Annotated in this window: 14 protein-coding genes; 7 read left to right on the forward strand and 7 right to left on the reverse strand. The window is 32.5% G+C overall.

Features of this window, described 5'->3' with window-relative positions; genetic code table 11:
* The first annotated feature begins 52 nt into the window (after window positions 1-52).
* From pfkA to cmk, 3 genes are all read left to right on the forward strand, one after another.
* Entirely contained in the window at window positions 53-1,039 is a 987-nt protein-coding gene (gene pfkA / locus F0000_RS12605) for a 6-phosphofructokinase (protein WP_149625076.1), read from the forward strand.
* Between the two features lie 279 nt (window positions 1,040-1,318).
* Complete coding sequence (gene porQ / locus F0000_RS12610; protein ID WP_149625077.1) at window positions 1,319-2,338, forward strand: type IX secretion system protein PorQ; 1,020 nt, start codon at window positions 1,319-1,321, stop codon at window positions 2,336-2,338.
* A 1-nt stretch (window position 2,339) separates the two neighbouring features.
* Window positions 2,340-3,038, forward strand: a complete 699-nt coding sequence (gene cmk / locus F0000_RS12615) for a (d)CMP kinase (RefSeq protein ID WP_368668092.1) — start codon at window positions 2,340-2,342, stop codon at window positions 3,036-3,038.
* Between the two features lie 58 nt (window positions 3,039-3,096).
* Here the strand turns inward: cmk and F0000_RS12620 are convergent, their stop codons facing one another.
* Complete coding sequence (locus tag F0000_RS12620; protein ID WP_149625079.1) at window positions 3,097-3,912, reverse strand: sugar nucleotide-binding protein; 816 nt, start codon at window positions 3,910-3,912, stop codon at window positions 3,097-3,099.
* A gap of 86 nt (window positions 3,913-3,998) precedes the next feature.
* Entirely contained in the window at window positions 3,999-5,081 is a 1,083-nt protein-coding gene (gcvT, locus tag F0000_RS12625; RefSeq protein ID WP_149625080.1) for a glycine cleavage system aminomethyltransferase GcvT, read from the reverse strand.
* A gap of 377 nt (window positions 5,082-5,458) precedes the next feature.
* Between gcvT and F0000_RS12630 the strand changes: the two genes are divergently transcribed.
* Genes F0000_RS12630 through F0000_RS12640 form a run of 3 tightly spaced genes read left to right on the forward strand, consistent with a single transcriptional unit; the run spans window position 5,459 to window position 7,755 of the window.
* Window positions 5,459-6,301 (forward strand): 1,4-dihydroxy-2-naphthoyl-CoA synthase, encoded by an 843-nt coding sequence (locus tag F0000_RS12630; protein ID WP_149625081.1) that lies wholly within the window; start codon window positions 5,459-5,461, stop codon window positions 6,299-6,301.
* 35 nt (window positions 6,302-6,336) lie between these two features.
* The gene (locus F0000_RS12635) at window positions 6,337-7,098 is read left to right on the forward strand and encodes a hypothetical protein (RefSeq protein WP_149625082.1); all 762 of its coding nucleotides are present in this window, start codon (window positions 6,337-6,339) and stop codon (window positions 7,096-7,098) included.
* Between the two features lie 45 nt (window positions 7,099-7,143).
* Window positions 7,144-7,755, forward strand: coding sequence for a hypothetical protein (locus F0000_RS12640; RefSeq protein WP_149625083.1), 612 nt, complete (start codon window positions 7,144-7,146; stop codon window positions 7,753-7,755).
* Window positions 7,756-7,762: 7 nt separating this feature from the next.
* On the opposite strand, the gene F0000_RS12645 is transcribed toward F0000_RS12640, so the two are convergent.
* The 5 genes from F0000_RS12645 to F0000_RS12665 all read right to left on the reverse strand — a co-directional run bounded on the left by F0000_RS12645 (window position 7,763) and on the right by F0000_RS12665 (window position 19,598).
* Entirely contained in the window at window positions 7,763-10,177 is a 2,415-nt protein-coding gene (locus tag F0000_RS12645) for a thiamine pyrophosphate-dependent enzyme (RefSeq protein ID WP_149625084.1), read from the reverse strand.
* A gap of 201 nt (window positions 10,178-10,378) precedes the next feature.
* Complete coding sequence (locus F0000_RS12650) at window positions 10,379-13,201, reverse strand: metalloprotease (RefSeq protein WP_255452709.1); 2,823 nt, start codon at window positions 13,199-13,201, stop codon at window positions 10,379-10,381.
* 355 nt (window positions 13,202-13,556) lie between these two features.
* The gene (locus tag F0000_RS12655; protein WP_149625085.1) at window positions 13,557-14,246 is read right to left on the reverse strand and encodes a TIGR00730 family Rossman fold protein; all 690 of its coding nucleotides are present in this window, start codon (window positions 14,244-14,246) and stop codon (window positions 13,557-13,559) included.
* Between the two features lie 98 nt (window positions 14,247-14,344).
* On the reverse strand, window positions 14,345-17,191 hold the full coding sequence (uvrA, locus tag F0000_RS12660) for an excinuclease ABC subunit UvrA (protein WP_149625086.1): 2,847 nt from the start codon (window positions 17,189-17,191) through the stop codon (window positions 14,345-14,347).
* A 328-nt stretch (window positions 17,192-17,519) separates the two neighbouring features.
* Entirely contained in the window at window positions 17,520-19,598 is a 2,079-nt protein-coding gene (locus F0000_RS12665) for a VWA domain-containing protein (RefSeq protein WP_149625087.1), read from the reverse strand.
* Between the two features lie 196 nt (window positions 19,599-19,794).
* On the opposite strand from F0000_RS12665, the gene F0000_RS12670 reads away from it, so the two are divergent.
* Window positions 19,795-20,322, forward strand: coding sequence for a hypothetical protein (locus F0000_RS12670; protein ID WP_149625088.1), 528 nt, complete (start codon window positions 19,795-19,797; stop codon window positions 20,320-20,322).
* Window positions 20,323-20,540: the final 218 nt, after the last annotated feature.

Genomic DNA, 20,540 nt, shown 5'->3' on the forward strand with positions numbered 1-20,540 from the left:
CATTTAAATCTCGATTATCGAGTAAAATTTATCTGATTTCACACACATATATATGGCTAAACAAATAAGAATAATTGGTGTAATGACCTCTGGAGGAGACTCTCCAGGTATGAATGCTGCAATCAGAGCAGTAGCACGTGCCTGCTCTTACTATAATGTAAAATGTATAGGGTTTTACAGAGGCTATCAGGGAATGATTGAAAAAGATTATTGTGAGATGACTGCACGAAGTGTTCGTAATATTATCAGTTCTGGAGGGACGATTCTAAAATCAGCTCGTTCTGAAGAATTTAGAACAGCCAAAGGAAGAAAAAAAGCAGCGGATAACCTTAAAGAAATAGGTGTAGACGCTATGGTACTCATTGGAGGAGACGGTACTTTTAGAGGAGGTAAAATTTTTAGTGAGGAATATGATATCCCTGTGATAGGGGTTCCAGGAACCATTGATAATGATATAGCAGGTACCAATTTTACTATTGGATATGACACAGCATTAAATACAGTGGTAGAGGCTATTGATAAAATACGAGATACTGCAAGTTCCCATGATCGGTTATTTTTTGTAGAAGTAATGGGACGTGATGCAGGTTTTATAGCACTTAATAGTGGTGTGGGAGCAGGATCAGAAGAGATTCTAATTCCAGAAGAAGATCTGGGACTGGATAGATTGTTAGAATCATTAAAGAGAAGTAAAAGATCAGGGAAATCATCAAGTATTGTAGTCGTAAGTGAAGGTGATAAAACAGGTAAAAATGTGTACGAATTGGCGGATTATGTTACCGAAAATCTTCCTGATTATGATGTAAGAGTTACTGTTTTGGGACATATGCAAAGAGGTGGATCACCTTCTTGTTTTGATAGAACACTGGCTAGCAGATTATGTGTGAATGCAGTAGAATTATTATTAGATGGAGAAGAAAATGTAATGGTAGGTTTGGTTAATAATAAAGTAGTATCTACCAATTTTGAAGATGGTCTTAAAGAAGATCATGGTATTAACAAAGAGTTGCTTCGTATTTCGGATATACTTTCTGTATAACATTCATTGAATGTAACGATAATAATTATTGCTAATGATCGTAAAAAAGTAGAAATGTTTCAATTTTTGAATAAGACCAGGAAATTGCACATACTAAAAATATAAAACTAATCTCTAAGGCACTTAATGACTTTATTGTATTTTGATTTCTTTGTTTAGAGTGTTGATATGTTGAAAAGATGCTTGATAATTGTGCAATTGTTATATTTCATGATCTCTTTATAAAATTTTTATCGCTAACAATCGTTTTCCAGTTAGTTTCTTTTATTTTTGCTCTTAATGATTCGTAAATATATTTTTCTAGTAATAATTTTCTTTACCACTTTCACTTATTCACAAATTGGAGGTAGATATACTTATCAATTTTTAAATTTGGTTTCGTCTCCAAGACAAGCAGCTTTGGGAGGCAAATATGTAACAGGCTATAATGCGGATCCTACGTCTGCAATGCTGAATCCAGCTTCGATAAATGCAGAGATGGATAATCAGCTTGCCGTGAATTATGTAAACTATATTGGAGATGTTAATTATGGATCTGTGTCATATGCCAAAGCGTTAGGTAAAAGAGAAAGGGTTATACACGCAGGAGTTACCTATATTAACTATGGAAATTTTAATGGATTTGATGAATTTGGAAACGAGACTGCTGATTTTAGTGCTGGAGAAGTAGCTATCTCTCTTGGATATGCATATACAATTCCTAATTCTGATTTTCATATAGGAGCAAATGGAAAATTTATATCCTCAAAATTAGAAGAATATACTTCTATAGGAGGAGCAGTAGATCTGGGATTCATATATCATAACCCTGATACTAAATTTGATTTTGGTATTGCAGTACGTAATCTGGGAACTCAATTTACGACCTATGCCGGAACTAGAGAAGATTTACCATTATCTGTAGATGCAGGAATAGCGCAGACTTTGAATAAAGTACCGATTCGTTGGAATTTTACTTTAGAAAATCTCAATGTCTGGAATGTAGCATTTAGAAACCCAGCACGGGATCTCACGGATCTTGAGGGAAATGTAGAAGAGGATGATCCTGGTTTTATAAATAATGCATTACGCCATGTGGTTATGGGAGTAGAGTTTTTTCCAGAAGGTGGATTTAATATTCGTTTAGGATATAACTTTCGTAGGTCAGAAGAATTACGGATAGAAGATCAGCGATCCTTTGCTGGTCTTAGTGGTGGGATATCCCTAAAACTTGGTAAGTTTAGATTTGCATACTCATATGCACGCTATAACTCTGCTGCAGCTTCTAATACTTTTGGTGTTAACCTTAATCTACAATAGTGTGTCCAATAAAAAAATAATTATTGCAATAGATGGATATTCCTCTACAGGAAAAAGTACTGTTGCGCGACAATTAGCAAAAGCACTAGGTTATATTTATGTAGATACAGGTGCAATGTATAGGGCTGTTACATTATATGCCATGCAACATAATTTTATAAGCCAATCTCATTTTGATCAAGAAGCACTTGAACATAGCCTTCCTTTAATTAATATTAAGTTTGAAATCAACTCAGAATCTGGTATAGCAGAGGTTTTATTGAATGATAGAAATGTAGAACGTGAGATAAGAACATTGAACGTTTCTAGGCTAGTAAGCCCTGTTGCTGCAATTTCTAGAGTTCGTAAGAAGTTGGTAGAACAACAACAATTAATGGGGAAAGATGGCGGGATAGTAATGGATGGCAGAGATATTGGTACTGTCGTATTTCCAGAAGCCAAACTCAAACTGTTTATGACAGCCACTGCAAAGGATAGAGCCGAACGTCGATATAAAGAACTTTTAGAAAGAGGAGAAAAAGTAACGTATGAAGATGTTCTTAAAAATGTAGTTAATAGAGATCATATTGATAGTACAAGAAAAGATTCTCCGCTAAGACAGGCAAAAGATGCTATCATGATTGATAACTCTAATCTAACACTAAAGGAGCAGTTTGATCAAATATTGAAAATTACCAGAGAGTCCATAGCCAGATCTTAATTTCCTTTAAATGATGTGGTTTTATGCCATTTGTATGTAGAGTGAAAGTATTATAAGTCTATTTTAATATCACAGAATCAATCACTTGTTTTGTAGTAACTTGCAGATTTTTGGGAAGCATATTATCTTTGGGTAGTACTGCCAGATATCGATCATTATTAGAATCAAAGACCTGCTTATAAATAGGATCTTCTAGTTGTAATAAATCACATATTTCTTTGATTAAATCCAAATGATATATTAGATCTGTACTACCTAAATGAAAAATTCCTTTTCTACGTCTATTAATGATATAGTGAATTTGTTGCGTAAGTTTAGAAATAGATGTCGCATTAATAATAACATTGGGGAATACTTCTATAGGCGCTTTTAGATCATATAATTTTTTAAGTTCTTGTATACGAGGCGTAGAAGATCCAAAAATCATCGGTATCCTAGCAATAACATATTTATGAGCAGGTAATCTCATTAATGCATTTTCAATTTTAATTTTAAGTCTTCCGTATACACTCTCACTTAATGTTTTATCATATTCATACGAGGGGTAATTACTAAAAGTATCAAAAACGTTAGCACTCGACATAAAAATAAGTTTACATCTATTTTTTTTAATCCACGCTAAGATTCGTTGATGCGCATCTAATTGCGCATTAAAATTACCACGAATAGCAGAGATAATTATGGTCGGTTTTAGGTTATCCAACAAAATTGAAATATCTTCCAATTCCATATCATATTGGAAGAACTTCTGATTTTTTTCGAAAAAAGAATTATCAGTGTGATATGTACCATAGGTATCAAAATAGGAGTTGAGTTCCTTGTATAAAGAATTCCCTATAAAACCACTAGCACCTATGATAAGAATTTTTTTCAATACTGATATGATCTAAAAAAGTTAAGTTTCGAAGATTACAAAATTAGGTAACCCTGAAACTTAATATTTATTATTATTTTCACCAATTATCCTTTGTAAAAAGGTAATTTGATTACAGTTGCAGGAATCGTCTTTTTTCGAATTTGAATATTAATTTTGCTTCCAGGGCTGGCATATGCAGATGGTACATACCCTAGTCCAATACCCTTTGATAAAGTAGGGGACATTGTGCCAGAAGTCACTTTTCCAATTACAGTATTGTGATCATCTACAATTGCATAATCCTGACGAGGAATTCCTCTTTCGCTCAATTCAAAACCGACTAATTTTCGTTTAACTCCTTGTTCTTTTTCTTTTGATAATGCTTCAGAATTAACAAAATCTTTAGAGAATTTGGTAATCCAACCCAATCCTGCTTCGAGAGGAGAAGTGTCATCGTTAATATCATTACCATACAAGCAATACCCCATTTCTAATCGTAAAGTATCTCTTGCCGCCAGACCAATGGGTTTAATACCAAAACTAGCACCTGCTTCTAATACTTTATTCCAAACTTGGACGACCTCAGAATTTTTACAATAAATTTCAAAACCGCCACTACCTGTATATCCTGTAGCAGAAATAATGACGTGTTCAATCCCGGCAAAGTCAGCCACTTCAAAGGTATAAAACTTCATAGCTTTTAGGTCTATAGAAGTTAGAGATTGCATTGCTTCAGCAGCTTTTGGTCCCTGAATAGCTAATAATGAATAATCTTCAGAAAGATCTTTCATATCAGCATTCATGGTGTTATGAGCAAGTATCCAATCCCAGTCTTTTTTGATATTAGCCGCATTTACGACCAATAAATATTTTTCATCAGCAATTTTATAAACGATAAGATCGTCTACAATACCACCTTTATCATTGGGTAAGCAACTATATTGTGCTTTTCCATCTACTAGTTTAGCTGCGTCATTAGAAGTGATTTTCTGAATTAGGTCTAATGCATGAGCACCTGTAATTAAAAATTCACCCATATGGGACACATCAAAAACTCCAACTCCATTGCGAACAGTCTCGTGTTCTGCGGTAACACCCTCATATGATACAGGCATATTGTATCCTGCAAATGGCACAATTTTGGCTCCTAAAGCTTTGTGGATTTCTGTTAAAGCAGTGTTTTTCATAAAAGAAAATTTATACGGAATATTTTATTGTAAAATTGATGCCGAATGTAAAAAACTTTAGATTGCTATACAACGCTTTTGCAGTATAATAACATCTAATACCATTTGTCATTTGAATTTACTGGTATAATATGAATTACCTTATTTAGTCTGGTCAGAAATACAGTAAAATCAAATTATTACTGTGCGACAGTATTAAATCTTAAAAGCACCTGATTATTAAACCGTTACTAAAATAAAAATAGTAAGTTATAAAGTAGATAATAATTTTGTTAATTGAACAAGATTTTAGAAAAGCTTCAAATATTTAAACTCTAATATTCATATCGATTGATACAATATATTATATTATTTTTGATGACACTAAATAAATTATAATGAGTTCAATAAATTGGGAAGTAGTAAAAGAATATCAGGATATAACCTATAAAAAATCTAATGGAGTTGCGCGAATTGCCTTTAACAGGCCAGATGTTCGTAATGCTTTTAGACCCAATACAACCAGTGAGTTATATGATGCTTTTTATGATGCTCAGGAAGATGTGAATATTGGTGTTGTTTTGCTTTCTGCAGAAGGGCCTTCTTCCAAGGATGGTGTGTATAGTTTTTGTAGTGGTGGAGATCAAAAAGCGAGGGGACATCAGGGATATGTGGGAAAAGATGGAATGCATAGACTTAATATATTAGAAGTTCAAAGACTGATTAGATTTATGCCAAAAGTAGTGATTGCCGTAGTGCCTGGATGGGCAGTAGGAGGAGGGCATAGTTTGCACGTTGTTTGTGATCTTACGCTGGCTAGTAAGGAGCATGCAATTTTTAAACAAACAGATGCAGATGTAACGAGCTTTGATGGAGGGTACGGTTCGGCATATCTGGCCAAAATGGTAGGACAAAAGAAAGCGCGTGAGATTTTCTTTTTAGGCAGAGACTATTCTGCACAAGAGGCTTATGAAATGGGAATGGTAAATGCTGTAATTCCTCACGAAGAGTTAGAAACGACAGCCTATCAGTGGGCACAGGAAATTCTAGAAAAGTCTCCTACCTCTATTAAAATGTTAAAATTTGCAATGAACTTAACTGATGATGGGATGGTAGGTCAACAGGTTTTTGCTGGAGAAGCTACAAGATTGGCATATATGACTGACGAGGCCAAAGAAGGAAGAAATGCTTTTTTAGAAAAAAGAAAACCTGATTTTAAGGATGTTAAATGGATTCCTTAAATTTAAATAGTTGTAAAAAAAATGGAAAATAAATAGTGGAAGATAAAAAAGACGAATTACTATCTGTACAGTATAGGATTGAAAAATCTGGAGTAAAACAGCAAAAACTAGAGAATCAGCTTATTTCACTTTCTGAAGAGTTGAAAAAAAGTAAGCGTAATAGTCTCCTTTTTATGATTGTTTTCTTTCTTGTCATAACTGTTTTAGGAGGAGGTGTTTATTTTTTGAATAAGAAAAAAGATTTTTTATCTAAGAATGAGCAGGTTGATGAAATCAATATAAAACAGATTCAGAAAATTAATGATTCCTTAAGAGAAGAGCTCACAAAATTGAAATCGGATATTTCTGATTATAGAAAGGAATTAGTCTCAGATGAAAATGTGATTACTGCCGAAGATTCTACAGATACCAAAAAACTAAAGTTTGAAAAAAAACATGCTTTCGTAAAAAGAGCATTTGGGCAAGATGATGTGATTTTTATTGAAGCCGATTATATAGAATATTTTGAAGGAAAAGAAGCTGTAAAAAGAGCTAAAGAAGATGGTAATGCAGAATATGAAATAAATAAAGATGGTGATACACTTTATTATTTGTATAATAATTATTATCTTAATAACAATAATACAAAATTAAGAATATTAGAGCTAGATAATAGAGTGAAAATCCAGAATGTTAATCAAATTTCGGATGGATTTCCCTTGAAAGCATTCCAGAAAATTATTTCAGATGACCCCATCTTTGTTTTGGAAATAAATAATGGAATTGTATATAAAATAACGAAACAGAAATTGCCATAGTATGTATGAATATTTAATAAACCGTCTAATAAATCCTACTTTAAAATGCCGGACATTAAAAATGAAGATTTACTATTCTTACATCATCAAATAGAAAAAGCTGAAACTGAACAAAGCAAGTTAGAAAATCTTTTAAATGAAAAATCGATAGAGTTGAAGAAGAACAGGACTTCAAAGTTCACGTTTAAACTCATCTGCTCGTTTCTGATAATAACCATATCAGCATTGATCATATACTCATCTTATTGGACTAAAAAAGGGATACAATATAAGACAGAAAATAAAGACCTCAGTCGTTTTAAATCTGAAGTACATAATCTAAAAGAACAATTAAGCAGAATAGAGAAAGATCAAATAGATTTAAATGATATTAAAGATCTGTATTTATATAGAAATTTAATTAATCGAGATACCGTATATTCTGTGCAGGTACAATCTTTTACTGATCAGAAAATATCTTTGTTTTCTGAAAAGTATGCAAATGCACGATTCTATAATGATACTTCTTATTACAAAATGAGTTTAGGTATTTTTGAGACTTTAACAGAGGCTCAAGAGTTTAGGAAAATACTCCTCAGATCTGGAATCATTGATAAGAATATTTTTGTAATCTCTTATAAAGACAATAAAAGATTACGTATAGAAGAGCCATTCTAAAGTTATATTATCTAAGGCTGGGGTAGTTATCAGGATTTACCTCATTCATTATCTTATACACTTTCTCAAAAATATCTTCTGTAGATGGTTTACTGAAATAATCTCCATCTGTTCCAAATGCTGGTCGGTGTGGCCGAGCACTTAATGTCTGTGGTTCACTATCCAAATATTGGTAAATATGCTGCTCATCAATTAGTTTATGCAGTATATATCCAGTACAGCCACCAGGTACATCTTCATCTATTATAAGAACTCTATTGGTTTTAGCAATGCTTTTTACAAGATCATGATTTAGATCAAAAGGAATCAATGACTGTACATCAATTACTTCAGCATTAATACCTACCGTCAATAATTCTTTGGCTGCTTGTTCAACTAATCTTAGCGTAGATCCATAAGAAATTAGTGTGATATCATCTCCTTCTTTGATCGTCTCTACGACTCCCACAGGCGTTCGCAGCTCAGCTAGGTTAGAAGGCATTTTCTCCTTTAAGCGATATCCATTAAGACATTCAATCACTATTGCAGGTTCATCACTATCCAGTAAGGTGTTATAAAAACCAGCCGCTTTGGTCATATTTCTTGGTACGAGAATATGGATACCTCGTAGTAAATGAATTAACCCACCCATCTGAGATCCAGAATGCCATATTCCTTCTAATCGATGTCCTCTGGTTCTTACAATCAAAGGAGCTTTTTGTTTGGCAAAGGTTCTATATCGTAAGGTAGCAAGATCATCACTTAACCCTTGTATGCAATAAAGAATATAATCAAGATATTGAATTTCTGCAATAGGCCTTAAGCCACGCATCGCCATTCCGATTCCTTGTCCTATGATAGTAGCCTCTCTAATTCCTGTATCTGAGACTCTGATATCTCCAAATTTTTCCTGCAATCCTTCTAATCCTTGATTAACATCTCCAATTTTACCACTATCCTCACCAAAAATGAGAGACTCAGGGATTCTTTCAAAAATCTGCTCAAAATTATCTCTAAGAATAATTCGCCCATCTACAATTTCTGAAGTAGCTTCATATTGAGGCTTTACTTCTTGTATTTTGATTACTTTATTTTCAAAATCATTATATAAATGATCGCTATATTTTGGTTGAATTTTCTCAAAATATTGATTTACCCAATTCTGAAGCGCAGTTTTTTCAGGATAATTTTCTTTAGTAAGATATCTGAGAGTTTTTCTTGTGGTCTCTAATATATCTTTACGTACAGGTTCATCTTTATCAGCCAGCACTTTAATTAAAGGCACTATGAAATTGTTATTAGTACTTTTTATAGATACGGCTTCAAGCATTGCTACTGCTTCTCTTTGTTCTTCTTTTATTTCTGAAATGTATGCATTCCAGGCAGTTGCTTTTCCTTGTCGTACACGTTTTTTAGCAGCTTTTTCTAATTCCAGTAACTCATCTACGGTCGCTATTTTCTTTTCAATAATAAATTCTCGAAATTTTTTATTACAATCATGTTCGCGCTCCCAGTTCAGGCGTTCTTCACTTTTATATCTTTCGTGTGATCCCGAAGTCGAATGCCCTTGAGGTTGTGTTAACCCCTTCACATGCACAATAACAGGTATATGTTGCTCTCTGGCTAAATCCTCCGCAGTTTCATAAGCATTCATCAAGTCTGGGTATTCCCAACCATCTACTACAATAATCTCATATCCTTTGTGTTTTTCGTCACGTCTAAAACCTTCAAGTACTAAGGATATATTTTCCTTTGTAGTTTGATGTTTTGCATGTACTGATATTCCATAATCATCATCCCATATACTGATAACCATAGGTACTTGTAATACACCACCTGCGTTTACAGTCTCCCAAAAAAGTCCTTCGCTTGTACTTGCATTACCAATAGTTCCCCAAGCAACCTCATTTCCTTTGATAGAGAAATTAGTATGATCTGCAACACTTTTTTCATTCCGGTATACTTTAGATGCATGTGCAAGCCCGAGTAATCTAGGCATCTGTCCTGCAGTAGGAGATATATCTGAGCTTGAATTTTTTTGAGTAGTTAAATTTTTCCAGGAACCATCTTTATCAAGGCTATGCGTTGCAAAATGACCTCCCATTTGTCTTCCGGCAGCAAAAGGTTCTTTTTCTATATCGGTATGCGAATATAAACCTGCAAAAAATTGTTCAACTGTATATTGATCTATAGCCATCATAAACGTCTGATCTCTATAATATCCGGATCTAAAATCTCCATCACGAAAAACTCTGGCCATTGCTAATTGAGGTAATTCTTTTCCTCCACCAAAAATTCCAAATTTAGATTTTCCAGTCAGTACTTCCCGTCTTCCTAATAAACTACATTCTCTACTGATTAGAGCAATTTTATAATCTCTAAGTATTTGATTTTTATATTCTTCAAAAGAAATATCAGGTGTAACGATTGTTTCAGACTGCATACGAACGATGTTTTACGGTGTGCAAATTTAACAAAAAATGATGCCATATGCAAGTCAAAAATCGTTTAATTTATTGAAGATAATTTATGTAAAAGCTATTTTTCTTATCAAATTAATGTTTTAATTCTTTTTTTTATAACTTAATTAACGAATGTTCAAAATTTTCACATTTGCAGTACTTCCTTGATTTTTAGATATCGTTTAATACCATTCTCTGGTAAAAAGCCCAATTAAAGTTTGTGGACTCAAGGTGATAATAAAACGGATTTGCTCGTTGTAATTTGGTTCATTTATTTCAAAACCATTATTGGAGACTACTGGAAAAAAAAGTTCAAAATAGTCTGCCACAAGACTTAGTCTCACTCCGGCATCATATACAAACTTAGCCGAGGTACCTTTACTTTTAACAAATCCAACGTCTCCATAAGCATAAATCCAGTTCCAGATATTAGTATTAGCATTGAATGTCGTTATCCATTGATTTGCAAAAGGGTATTCTAATTGAGATTTAAAACCTCCTTCTGCCAGTATAATTTGTTGGCTTACCAGTCCACTATCCTCACTACGACCAAGGTAATTAAAGTCAAAAAGATAATCCGTTGGTCTGTCTAATGCAAAACTAAAGAAGTCTCCATCTTTTTCGGTATCATTAAATAAAAATGCTCCGGCAAATAGCCTAAGATTAATTTGTCTGTTATTAAGAAAGAGTTTACGGTAGTTTATGGTGGTTGATATTTTACTAAAATTCTGAGCTATTTGATAATCCAACGCAAAGGATCTAACATCAATTAGATTAAGGTCTGAGTATCTATATCTGGCATTAAAAACACTATAGTCTGGAGTCTCTACCGGGTTGTTTTCATCTCTATCTCTAAATACATTGATACTTCTAAAAGTCAAACGCTGCCTTTCATTAGATCTCAGATCTTTTGGTCTCCAGGAAAAACCAATAGATGGAGAAAAACGCCTGAATAATAAATCGGGTGCATAACTAAATGTGCTTCCGCTAAAGGAGTATCTTATTTGATAGAGACCGTCATCAGCTATTTGATTTCTGTATTGAAAAGATGCTGATCCAATTAATCTCTTGGATAGAAAGCCATAAGCCGGGGTAATATCATACGTGAAATTTCTTCTTATAAATGTTTTATTATAAAACTTGGATCCAATGGTAATTCCATCATATACATTAAATTCAAATTCTGGAATATAAAAAACCTGACTACGTGTGGGATCTTCTACATCTTGTAAAAATCGAAATTGCAGAGGTTTATTAAAAATCCATTTTAGATTTCGGTAATTGTTTCTTCTGTTAACTTCTGGAATGTTTTGTTCAAAATCTAAAACTAGTTTGTCAATATTCTCATTTGCTATCGTTACTTTTTTACTATCTGCAATATCTGTTACCCAGATTTTAGAAACCATCGCGCCGTCTCTTAATCCAGTAATAGAGACAGGCATAGTATTATTTCTTTTGTTTTTTATTGTAATTTCTAAGGAATCTTTCCTTTTTTTGACGGATTTAATTTTGAAATCTAATTTTTCATTCGTACCAATATATTCTTCAAAAAACCAATCTATATCTTTGTTTGTTAGATTTTTAAGTATTTTTTCAAAAGTTTTAGAATCAGTGAGTTTTAATGCATTTTCTTTATAATATGTTTTTATAGCCTCAGAAAGGATATTGTCATCCCCCAGATAATCTTCCAGATACTTAAAACCAACACCAGCTTTGTACGCATTTGCAATGTTTTTATTGAATTTTACCAATTCATCTTGTGGTGCATTAAGTGGTTGATCTAAAAATAATCTAGCCATATTTTTATATCCCAAAAAATATTGATCATTAAAATCCAGATCAGCCGCATGAAACCATCGAATACCAATAATCTTACTGAGACTCCCAATAATTTTCATGTCTGGATAGTATTGTTCTGTGTATGCCATCATCAAATAGATATGAATAGCATCTTTTATCCAAGTGTCATATCTCGGGTTTACTAGTAGTGTATTTTCCAGATAAGCCTCAGTAATAGTCTTGAGTTGTTTAATTTCATATTGAAAACCATCAGGGAATGGTCTTAAAATATCTGGCAATTGATTTAAACCATATACAGGGTTGTTTTTATAATCATTTTCTGAAACAACCAATTTACTATACGGATAGTGCCCTAATCGTTTCTCTAAAAATTTATAAATTCTTAGTACTGCTATATTTTTCATGGCAGGCATTAAATCATTATCCTGGATATTACTAATAAAAGTAGTACCATTCATTCTAAAATCATAAAATGAATTTTCTTTTTCTATATAGATATTTGCCTCATTTCTGTTTTCTCCGAGAAGCTGTATAGTTTTAATTTCATCATCATCGCTAGCAATATTTTGATTAAACTCACTAGTGATATTATATGATGATGGAATCGTAATATTAATTTTATAATCAACTAATGGAGCATAAAAATCATCCAGGTTTTTGTGGCTGTACGTGTTCCATTTACCATCATAAACGGCTGGGAGAATGTACCAGTATTTTAGACTAAAATCTCCATTTTTGTGATAGCCATACCGCGTGAATTTATCACTTGGCAGCTTTACTTTATAAACTAATTTAAAGGTAATACTAGCTTTTGATACTAAAGGTTCATCCAGTGATAATTTAATAATATCCTTAGCTTTTTCATCTCTCTGCCATAGTAGATTTTTTGAAGCTAAATTTGTTATGGATTCTATGGAGGTAGCGCCACGTTCCAGATCTTTTGCAAAATAAAATCTTTTTAAAAAATCTTCAGAAAAACGTTCTCCCAGAGGTGTTTTTTTATCTGAAAAACCGTGCGCCCAATCGTGCAAAAATATTTCGCGTAACGTATCTTTTGAATTATTAATATAAGTGATCTCTTGCTGGATAGAAATAACCTTTTCGTTTATATCCAGGATCGCATCGATATCTATAGTATTTTGTGCATAGACATGACATAATGTAAAAAGAGAAATAAGAAGATAGGATATTTTATAAGTATTCACAATTTCTCTTTATGAATTAATGTTATTGTGCAAGACAATTGTTGGGGTAAGAGGACAGATTTCATGTTCTAATGCCACTATTGAGATCTTATTTTTATAAATATCATTTACAAAAAAAGAAGTTATTTTTTGTGCTAAAATATTATATATTTTAGTAAATATTGTCTCCATAGTTTTATTTATATGTAAAAACATTTTAACCTTCATTTCACCATTCTTTGTAAATTGAGTATACTCTTTTTACTATACATAAAAGACTGTTACAGCCTGTGATTAATAGATTTGATTTAGTATGAATGCGTATTAAAAGCAAAATGTTTTTTTATTATTGATTTTATCTGAAAATATACAAGCTTTAAAAATTTGGACTTAGGTTATATTTCCCATAGAATTTATCCAGTATTAGTAATACTTCTTCAGGAGTGTCTACTACGTGAATTAAATCAAGATCACCAGCACTAATATTACCAAATTTTTCTAGTAAGGTACTTTTAATCCAGTCCATTAGTCCTCCCCAAAACTCAGTACTTACTAAGATGATAGGAAATATTGCAATTTTTTTTGTTTGTATAAGTGTTATGGCTTCAAAAAGTTCGTCCAATGTGCCAAAGCCTCCCGGCATTACTACAAATCCCTGAGAATATTTTACAAACATTACTTTGCGAACAAAAAAGTAATCAAAGTCTAAACTTTTATCATTATCTATATAAGGGTTATCATGTTGCTCAAAAGGGAGATCAATATTTAACCCTACAGAGGTTCCTCCACCAAGATGTGCCCCTTTATTACCAGCTTCCATAATACCAGGACCACCTCCTGTAATAACACCATATCCGTGATCTACGATTTTATGAGCAACATCAACTGCCAATTGATAGTATTTATTATCTGTTTTTGTTCTTGCAGATCCGAAAATAGATACGCAAGGACCTATTTTACTCATTTTCTCAAAACCATTCACAAACTCTCCCATGATCTTAAAAATAGCCCACGAATCATTTGTTTTTATTTCATTCCATCCTTTATGATGCTGTTCTTTTCTCATATATGTTAGTTTTTAATATAAACTATAATTTATAATGTGGCAGATGATTGTATATGTCTTATAAGAAAACACCTTTAGTACGTATAACCCTACCTCGTTTATGATATATTTATTTCTGTTAACTCTTTTTTAAGAAATTTTGCGGTATAACTTTTTTTGTTTTTTATAATTTCTTCAGGAGTACCTTTTGCAACAACTTCTCCACCATTTTTCCCTCCTTCATAACCTATGTCAATGATATAATCAGCCATTTTTACAACATCGAGATTGTGTTCAATGATAAGAACCGTATTTCCTTTGTCTACCAATTTATTAAGCACTTCCATCAATACACGAATATCTTCAAAATGAAGCCCTGTAGTAGGTTCGTCGAGTATATAAAAAGTATTTCCAGTATCTCTTTTAGAGAGCTCTGTAGCCAATTTAATACGTTGTGCTTCACCACCAGACAGCGTGGTAGATTGTTGTCCTAATGTAATATATCCTAATCCAACATTTCTGATCGTTTTTAGCTTTCTGAATATTTTTGGAATCTGATCAAAGAAGTCACAAGATTCATTAATGGTCATTTCTAAAACATCAGAAATTGATTTCCCCTTATATCTTATTTCGAGTGTTTCTCTATTAAATCTTTTACCCTGACAAGTTTCGCACTCGACATATACATCAGGAAGAAAATTCATTTCTATAACACGCAAACCACCACCTTTACATGTTTCACATCGTCCTCCTACAACATTAAAACTAAATCTACCTGGTTTATACCCACGTATCATGGCTTCAGGGGTTTTAGAAAACAAATTTCTAATCTCAGAAAACACACCAGTATAGGTTGCGGGATTAGACCGGGGAGTACGACCAATAGGAGATTGATTTATATCGATTACTTTATCAGCATGCTCTAATCCCTTAATGCTTTTATAAGGCATTGGTTTTTTTACACCATTGAAGTAATAAGCATTTAGAATAGGGTAGAGGGTTTCATTGATAAGCGTGGATTTACCGCTGCCAGAAACTCCAGTTACCACTACCATTTTTCCTAGAGGAATATCTATAGAAACATTTTTAAGATTATTTCCTGTAGCACCTTTTAATTTTATTGTTTTTCCGTTTCCTGTTCTACGTTTTGCAGGAATTTCTATTTGTTTTCTACCACTTAAATACGCTGCGGTCAGTGTATCGTGGTTTAAAAGTTCGGCAGGGGTTCCTTCACTTATAATCTCTCCACCATGTTTACCTGCCAGCGGACCAATATCAATTACATGATCCGCACGTTCAATCATATCCCTATCGTGTTCTACTACGATAACAGAATTACCAATATTTCTTAATTGCACTAATGAATTAATCAATTTTTCATTATCTCGTTGATGCAAACCAATACTGGGTTCGTCAAGTATATAAAGTACACCCACCAATTGAGATCCTATTTGTGTAGCCAATCTTATGCGTTGTGCTTCTCCACCAGAAAGGGATTTACTGCTTCTGTTTAATGACAAATAGGTGAGTCCTACATCGATTAAAAATTGCAGTCGTGCATTGATCTCTTTGAGAATCTCCTCTGATATTCTCTTTTGTTTTTCATTTAATTGATCTGGTACTACTTTAAACCATGCTGCTAATTCAATGATGTCCATAGATGCCAAATCGGCAATATTTTTTTCAGCAACTTTAAAATATAATGATTCCTTACGCAATCTGGAACCATTACATTCCGGACATTGAATGTTATCCATAAAATCCTTAGCCCACCTTTTTAAGGATGTAGATTCATTATTAGTATAGGTATTCTCGATAAAAGTTGCAATTCCTTCAAAATCAATTTTATATTCTCTGGTCACTCCCAGAGATTTACTATCCACGTTAAACTTTTCCTTTCCTCCATAAAGAATAATATCCATTGCTTCTTTAGGAATTTTCTTTATAGGATCACTCAGTTTAAAACCGAATCTTTGTGCAATTAATTCTAATTGTTTGAAGATCCAATTGTTTTTTTGAGGTCCCTGCGGAGCTAAACCACCACCTTTTATTGATTTGGTATCATCAGGGATAATTTTTTTAGTATTTACTTCATATAGATTTCCTATACCATTACATTTGGGGCAGGCTCCTTTTGGTGAATTAAAGGAAAAGTTATTCGGTTCTGGATTTGGGTAGGATATCCCACTGGAAGGACACATTAGATTCCTACTGAAAAAACGAGCTTCTTGCGATCCTTGCTCAATCACCATTAAAACATCATCTCCATGATACATAGCTGTATTAATGGTTTCCATTAACCGTTTTGAATGATCTTGATCATCACTCACAGCAATCCTATCAATTACAATCTCTATATCATGTGTTTTGTAACGATCGAGTTTCATTCCTCTGGTAATATCCTTAATCTCGCCATCGGTACGAACTTTTACAAATCCTTGTTTAGCAATCTGTTCAAAAAGTTCGCGATAATGTCCTTTTCTGGATCTAACAGTGGGAGCTAAGATATTAATTTTCTTATTTTTAAAATCTTTTAGAATAAGATCTTTAATTTGTTCATCACTATAACTGACCATTTTCTCACCAGTATTGTAACTGTAAGCATCGCTACCGCGTGCAAACAATAGTCTCAGAAAATCATAAATTTCTGTAATTGTGCCTACGGTACTTCTCGGACTTTTACTAGTTGTCTTTTGTTCAATTGCAATAACGGGTGATAAACCATCAATCTTATCTACATCAGGTCGCTCCAGATTTCCTAAAAACTGTCTTGCATATGCAGAAAATGTTTCTATATATCTTCTTTGCCCTTCTGCATATATGGTATCAAATGCTAATGATGATTTTCCAGACCCGGACAGTCCTGTAATGACTACTAACTTCTCACGAGGTATTTTTATGTCAATGTTTTTTAGATTATGAACTCTAGCACCTAAAACCTCAATATTTTCCTCTGATATACCCATAAATTTTTAACCAAGATTGCAAATGTAGTTATTTGCAAGCTTTTAGTAAAATGCCCTGAGTTTACATTTGTTAAATTTTATATTGGAAGACTAAAATAATCATCATTTATTCATTGAGTATCCATTTTCTAATAAATGATAGATTTTTATTATTGTTCTATTTGATATGTGGTGAATTTCAATATTATTTGTGTAATCATCAAATCTTTATTTGGATGTTATGATTGGGATAGTTTCGCTTCTTTTACTGATAATAACAATATAGAACCTCAGATGCAGATATCTGAGGTTTTATATCTGTTGCAAGTAATAATGTTACTCCATAATATTAAGCTTTTAACAATTTACCAAAATATACAATTTTATTTTTGTATTCAATTTGATAAAAATATAGCCCTGGAGTCAATAAAGTTCCATTATTTCCTTCTCCTGTCCATTCTATTATATTGCCACCAGCTTCTCCTTTTATTAACATACTATAAACTAATTTTCCTGTACTGTCATAAACTTTAAAAACAAAATCTTTTGGAGCATCTAAAAATAAATGAGCTGAAGTTTTCTCCTGGAACGGATTAGGTGAAAAACCTATTTTTTTGACTTCCTGATCTTCTTCAAACTCTTCAATACTTAAACTACCATCTTGAAAACTGGTAAATTGACTTAAAACCTGATAGCACAAACTAGTTTCTTCTATTTCTTCCTTAATTCCTTCTGCTATAGGATCTCCTTCTGGATATGAAAAGAATTGGGTAGTTAGATTTTCTATTTTTGATTTAGCCCATAACTTAGGTAAAAATGCATTTTCTTCACTCATTGAAGAAGTAAGATCAATATCATAGGTATAGGTAACATCTTGATTAAAAGCCTTTCCTGATAAGGTCATCGATACCGTTTCTGGGTTTGAATACCTTCCTGTTAATATCAACTGTTGTCCCTTATATAAATTAGGTAGGGGATTAGGATAAATTCCACTAATCACATCAGGGATAAACGAAATTGCTGGATTAATTAAAACCGGGTTTCTAATGGTCAAATAAAAATCTGAAATAACGTCTTCTATCTGATCATCATTTAAAAATTGAGCAAATCCATTATTGTCTGTTCCTAATCTAGTTAATAAATCTTTTGTTACATCATTACCTATACCAAATGTAAATAGAAATAATTCAGTTTCATTTGTGCTTATTGTATTAGATACAAGATCTAGAATACCCTGAGTGTTGGTTTCTCCAATTGTAGCTACGCCATCTGTAAAAAAAACAATGATATTTACTTTATCTGGATCAACTACACCCAACTGTTCAATAGAATATCTTAATGACCCTGAAATATTAGTTGTTCCTCTAGCATCAATTCTGGAAATATATGATAAAGCTTCTTGCTTATTAGCGTTGTTATATTCAACAGGAGAAGATCTAAAACTGTCTACATCTGTACTGAAAGTTACAATATTAAAATCATCACCAAAATTAAGATTATTAGTAATAAAAGATGCAGCTTCTTTAGCTTGATTAATTTTTAAATAAGATTCATTTGGTCCCCTCATACTTCCAGACTTATCTATAATTAATGTAAAAGATTTTTTTATTATTTGAGTATTTGGATTTGACTCAGGTTCTATTACTAGGCCTAGAAAACCATTTCCTAAATCATCACAGTCTGGAGCAATATCTGCATCAAGTAAAGTGCTGAATGAAATAACACCTAATTCATCAGAAGCTAATTGATAAATTATTTTAGTATCAGAGAGAGATACAGATTCTTGTACAATTAGGTTTAAATTTGCTATCTGACCATTGTTTGTGATTTCTGGTGATTCATTTTCCATTTCAATTAGATCAATAGTTCTGTCAGAGACAATATTAAAGTTAATTATCTGTGCATTTTCTATTATTGAAGATTGAATTAAAGAATAATCACTTGGATATTCAAAAGTTACTTGGTCAAATTTATATGACAATAATTGAACATACTTAATTTCTACTTCAATAATATCATTATTTTCAATTGATTGAACAAAATCAAAATACAGAGGAGTCTTTCCTAAATAGCTTGTTAAATTAGGATCAACATTTCCTCCTCCGGTACCTCCTCCGGGCTCATTTGTAGGATCATTTTCGGAGAAATCAGCATATAGCCATTCGCCATTATTTATTCGCCACCTTAATTGAGTAGCGGTTCCATTTTCTGGCATAGGAAAACCATATCTGATATCAAAAGCCCCACCTAAATCGTTGATAAAAACTTGTGATGATGTAATACTAGCAACTTGATTTCTTACATTAACATTTACTTCTGAGTTGGAAAGGTTTAAATAACTCCCGGTATCGGAATCAACAATTATAACTCCGTTTGCATAAAATGTAAATTGAATAAATAGACAAAAAATAAAGACTTTTTTTTTCATTTTCGGATGTTTTTTTTATTAATAGATTAGTAATATACTTTTGTATCATTAAAACAAGTTTTGTTACCTGTGAAAATGTTAATTTTTCACTTAAAACCTTAAATCCGCAAGAGTTTGATTTACATTTTTTGTAACTCCTTGAAAAAAAGACCCGCAAAAGTTTGCAGGTCTGAAAATTTTTCATCCAATTGGGTGTATGTATAAAGCTTTCAAGTCAAATATAACTCCTTTTGGTGGCATATCTTTAATCCACAATCAGTTATTATCTAAAGATATTGTCAACTTTATTGATAATCAATTAGGAAAACGGGTTAAAACAGTTGGTTATGATTATTCAGAACTGATTTTAAGTCGAATTTACACTAGTTTTTGTGGTGGTAATGCTACAGAAGACGTTAATTACATTCGAGAAAATACACTTTGCCACCTTAAAGGTATTTGCATTCCATCTGCCGATACTATTTTAAGAGGGGACAATGAATTGTCTGTTGAATCTTATTTTCTTGACAATGATTCCGGTAAGGAACATCTAGTCAACGTAAATCCTAAAATGAATCGCTTTTTATTAGCCTCTGCTATTAAATTTGAACAAGTAAATCCTAGCTCAAAGGACTTAGTCTTAGACTTTGATCATCAGTTTATAGCAGCAAGCAAATATGATGCAGCATATAGTTACAAGAAACAAAAAGGATATTTCTCAGGGATTGCTACTATTAATAACTGAAGTTTCGCACCTAGTATTTAGAGGTTTTCAAGGGGGTTAAAAAGAGGGAAAAGTAGCATGAAAACCTTGGTAAACCCTTGATTTTATTGTATTTTTAAGTTATAAGACAAACAAATACAAAACATGCTACCTAACAAAGATATCGCTAAAATTGAAGAAATAAAAGGGATTTTTGATCGCAAATGGATCAATTCTGAATACCTCTCCAGCCACTTAGA

Source organism: Aquimarina sp. RZ0 (genome assembly GCF_008370685.1).
Taxonomy (GTDB): domain Bacteria; phylum Bacteroidota; class Bacteroidia; order Flavobacteriales; family Flavobacteriaceae; genus Aquimarina.

Excerpts from the sequence above, each read along its gene's own strand:
- F0000_RS12630 (WP_149625081.1), top strand. The coding sequence starts at position 5,459 with ATGAGTTCAATAAATTGGGAAGTAGTAAAAGAATATCAGGATATAACC.
- F0000_RS12665 (WP_149625087.1), bottom strand. The coding sequence starts at position 19,598 with ATGAAAAAAAAAGTCTTTATTTTTTGTCTATTTATTCAATTTACATTT.
- F0000_RS12670 (WP_149625088.1), top strand. The coding sequence starts at position 19,795 with ATGTATAAAGCTTTCAAGTCAAATATAACTCCTTTTGGTGGCATATCT.
- uvrA (WP_149625086.1), bottom strand. The coding sequence starts at position 17,191 with ATGGGTATATCAGAGGAAAATATTGAGGTTTTAGGTGCTAGAGTTCAT.
- F0000_RS12645 (WP_149625084.1), bottom strand. The coding sequence starts at position 10,177 with ATGCAGTCTGAAACAATCGTTACACCTGATATTTCTTTTGAAGAATAT.
- gcvT (WP_149625080.1), bottom strand. The coding sequence starts at position 5,081 with ATGAAAAACACTGCTTTAACAGAAATCCACAAAGCTTTAGGAGCCAAA.
- porQ (WP_149625077.1), top strand. The coding sequence starts at position 1,319 with ATGATTCGTAAATATATTTTTCTAGTAATAATTTTCTTTACCACTTTC.
- F0000_RS12640 (WP_149625083.1), top strand. The coding sequence starts at position 7,144 with ATGCCGGACATTAAAAATGAAGATTTACTATTCTTACATCATCAAATA.
- pfkA (WP_149625076.1), top strand. The coding sequence starts at position 53 with ATGGCTAAACAAATAAGAATAATTGGTGTAATGACCTCTGGAGGAGAC.
- F0000_RS12655 (WP_149625085.1), bottom strand. The coding sequence starts at position 14,246 with ATGAGAAAAGAACAGCATCATAAAGGATGGAATGAAATAAAAACAAAT.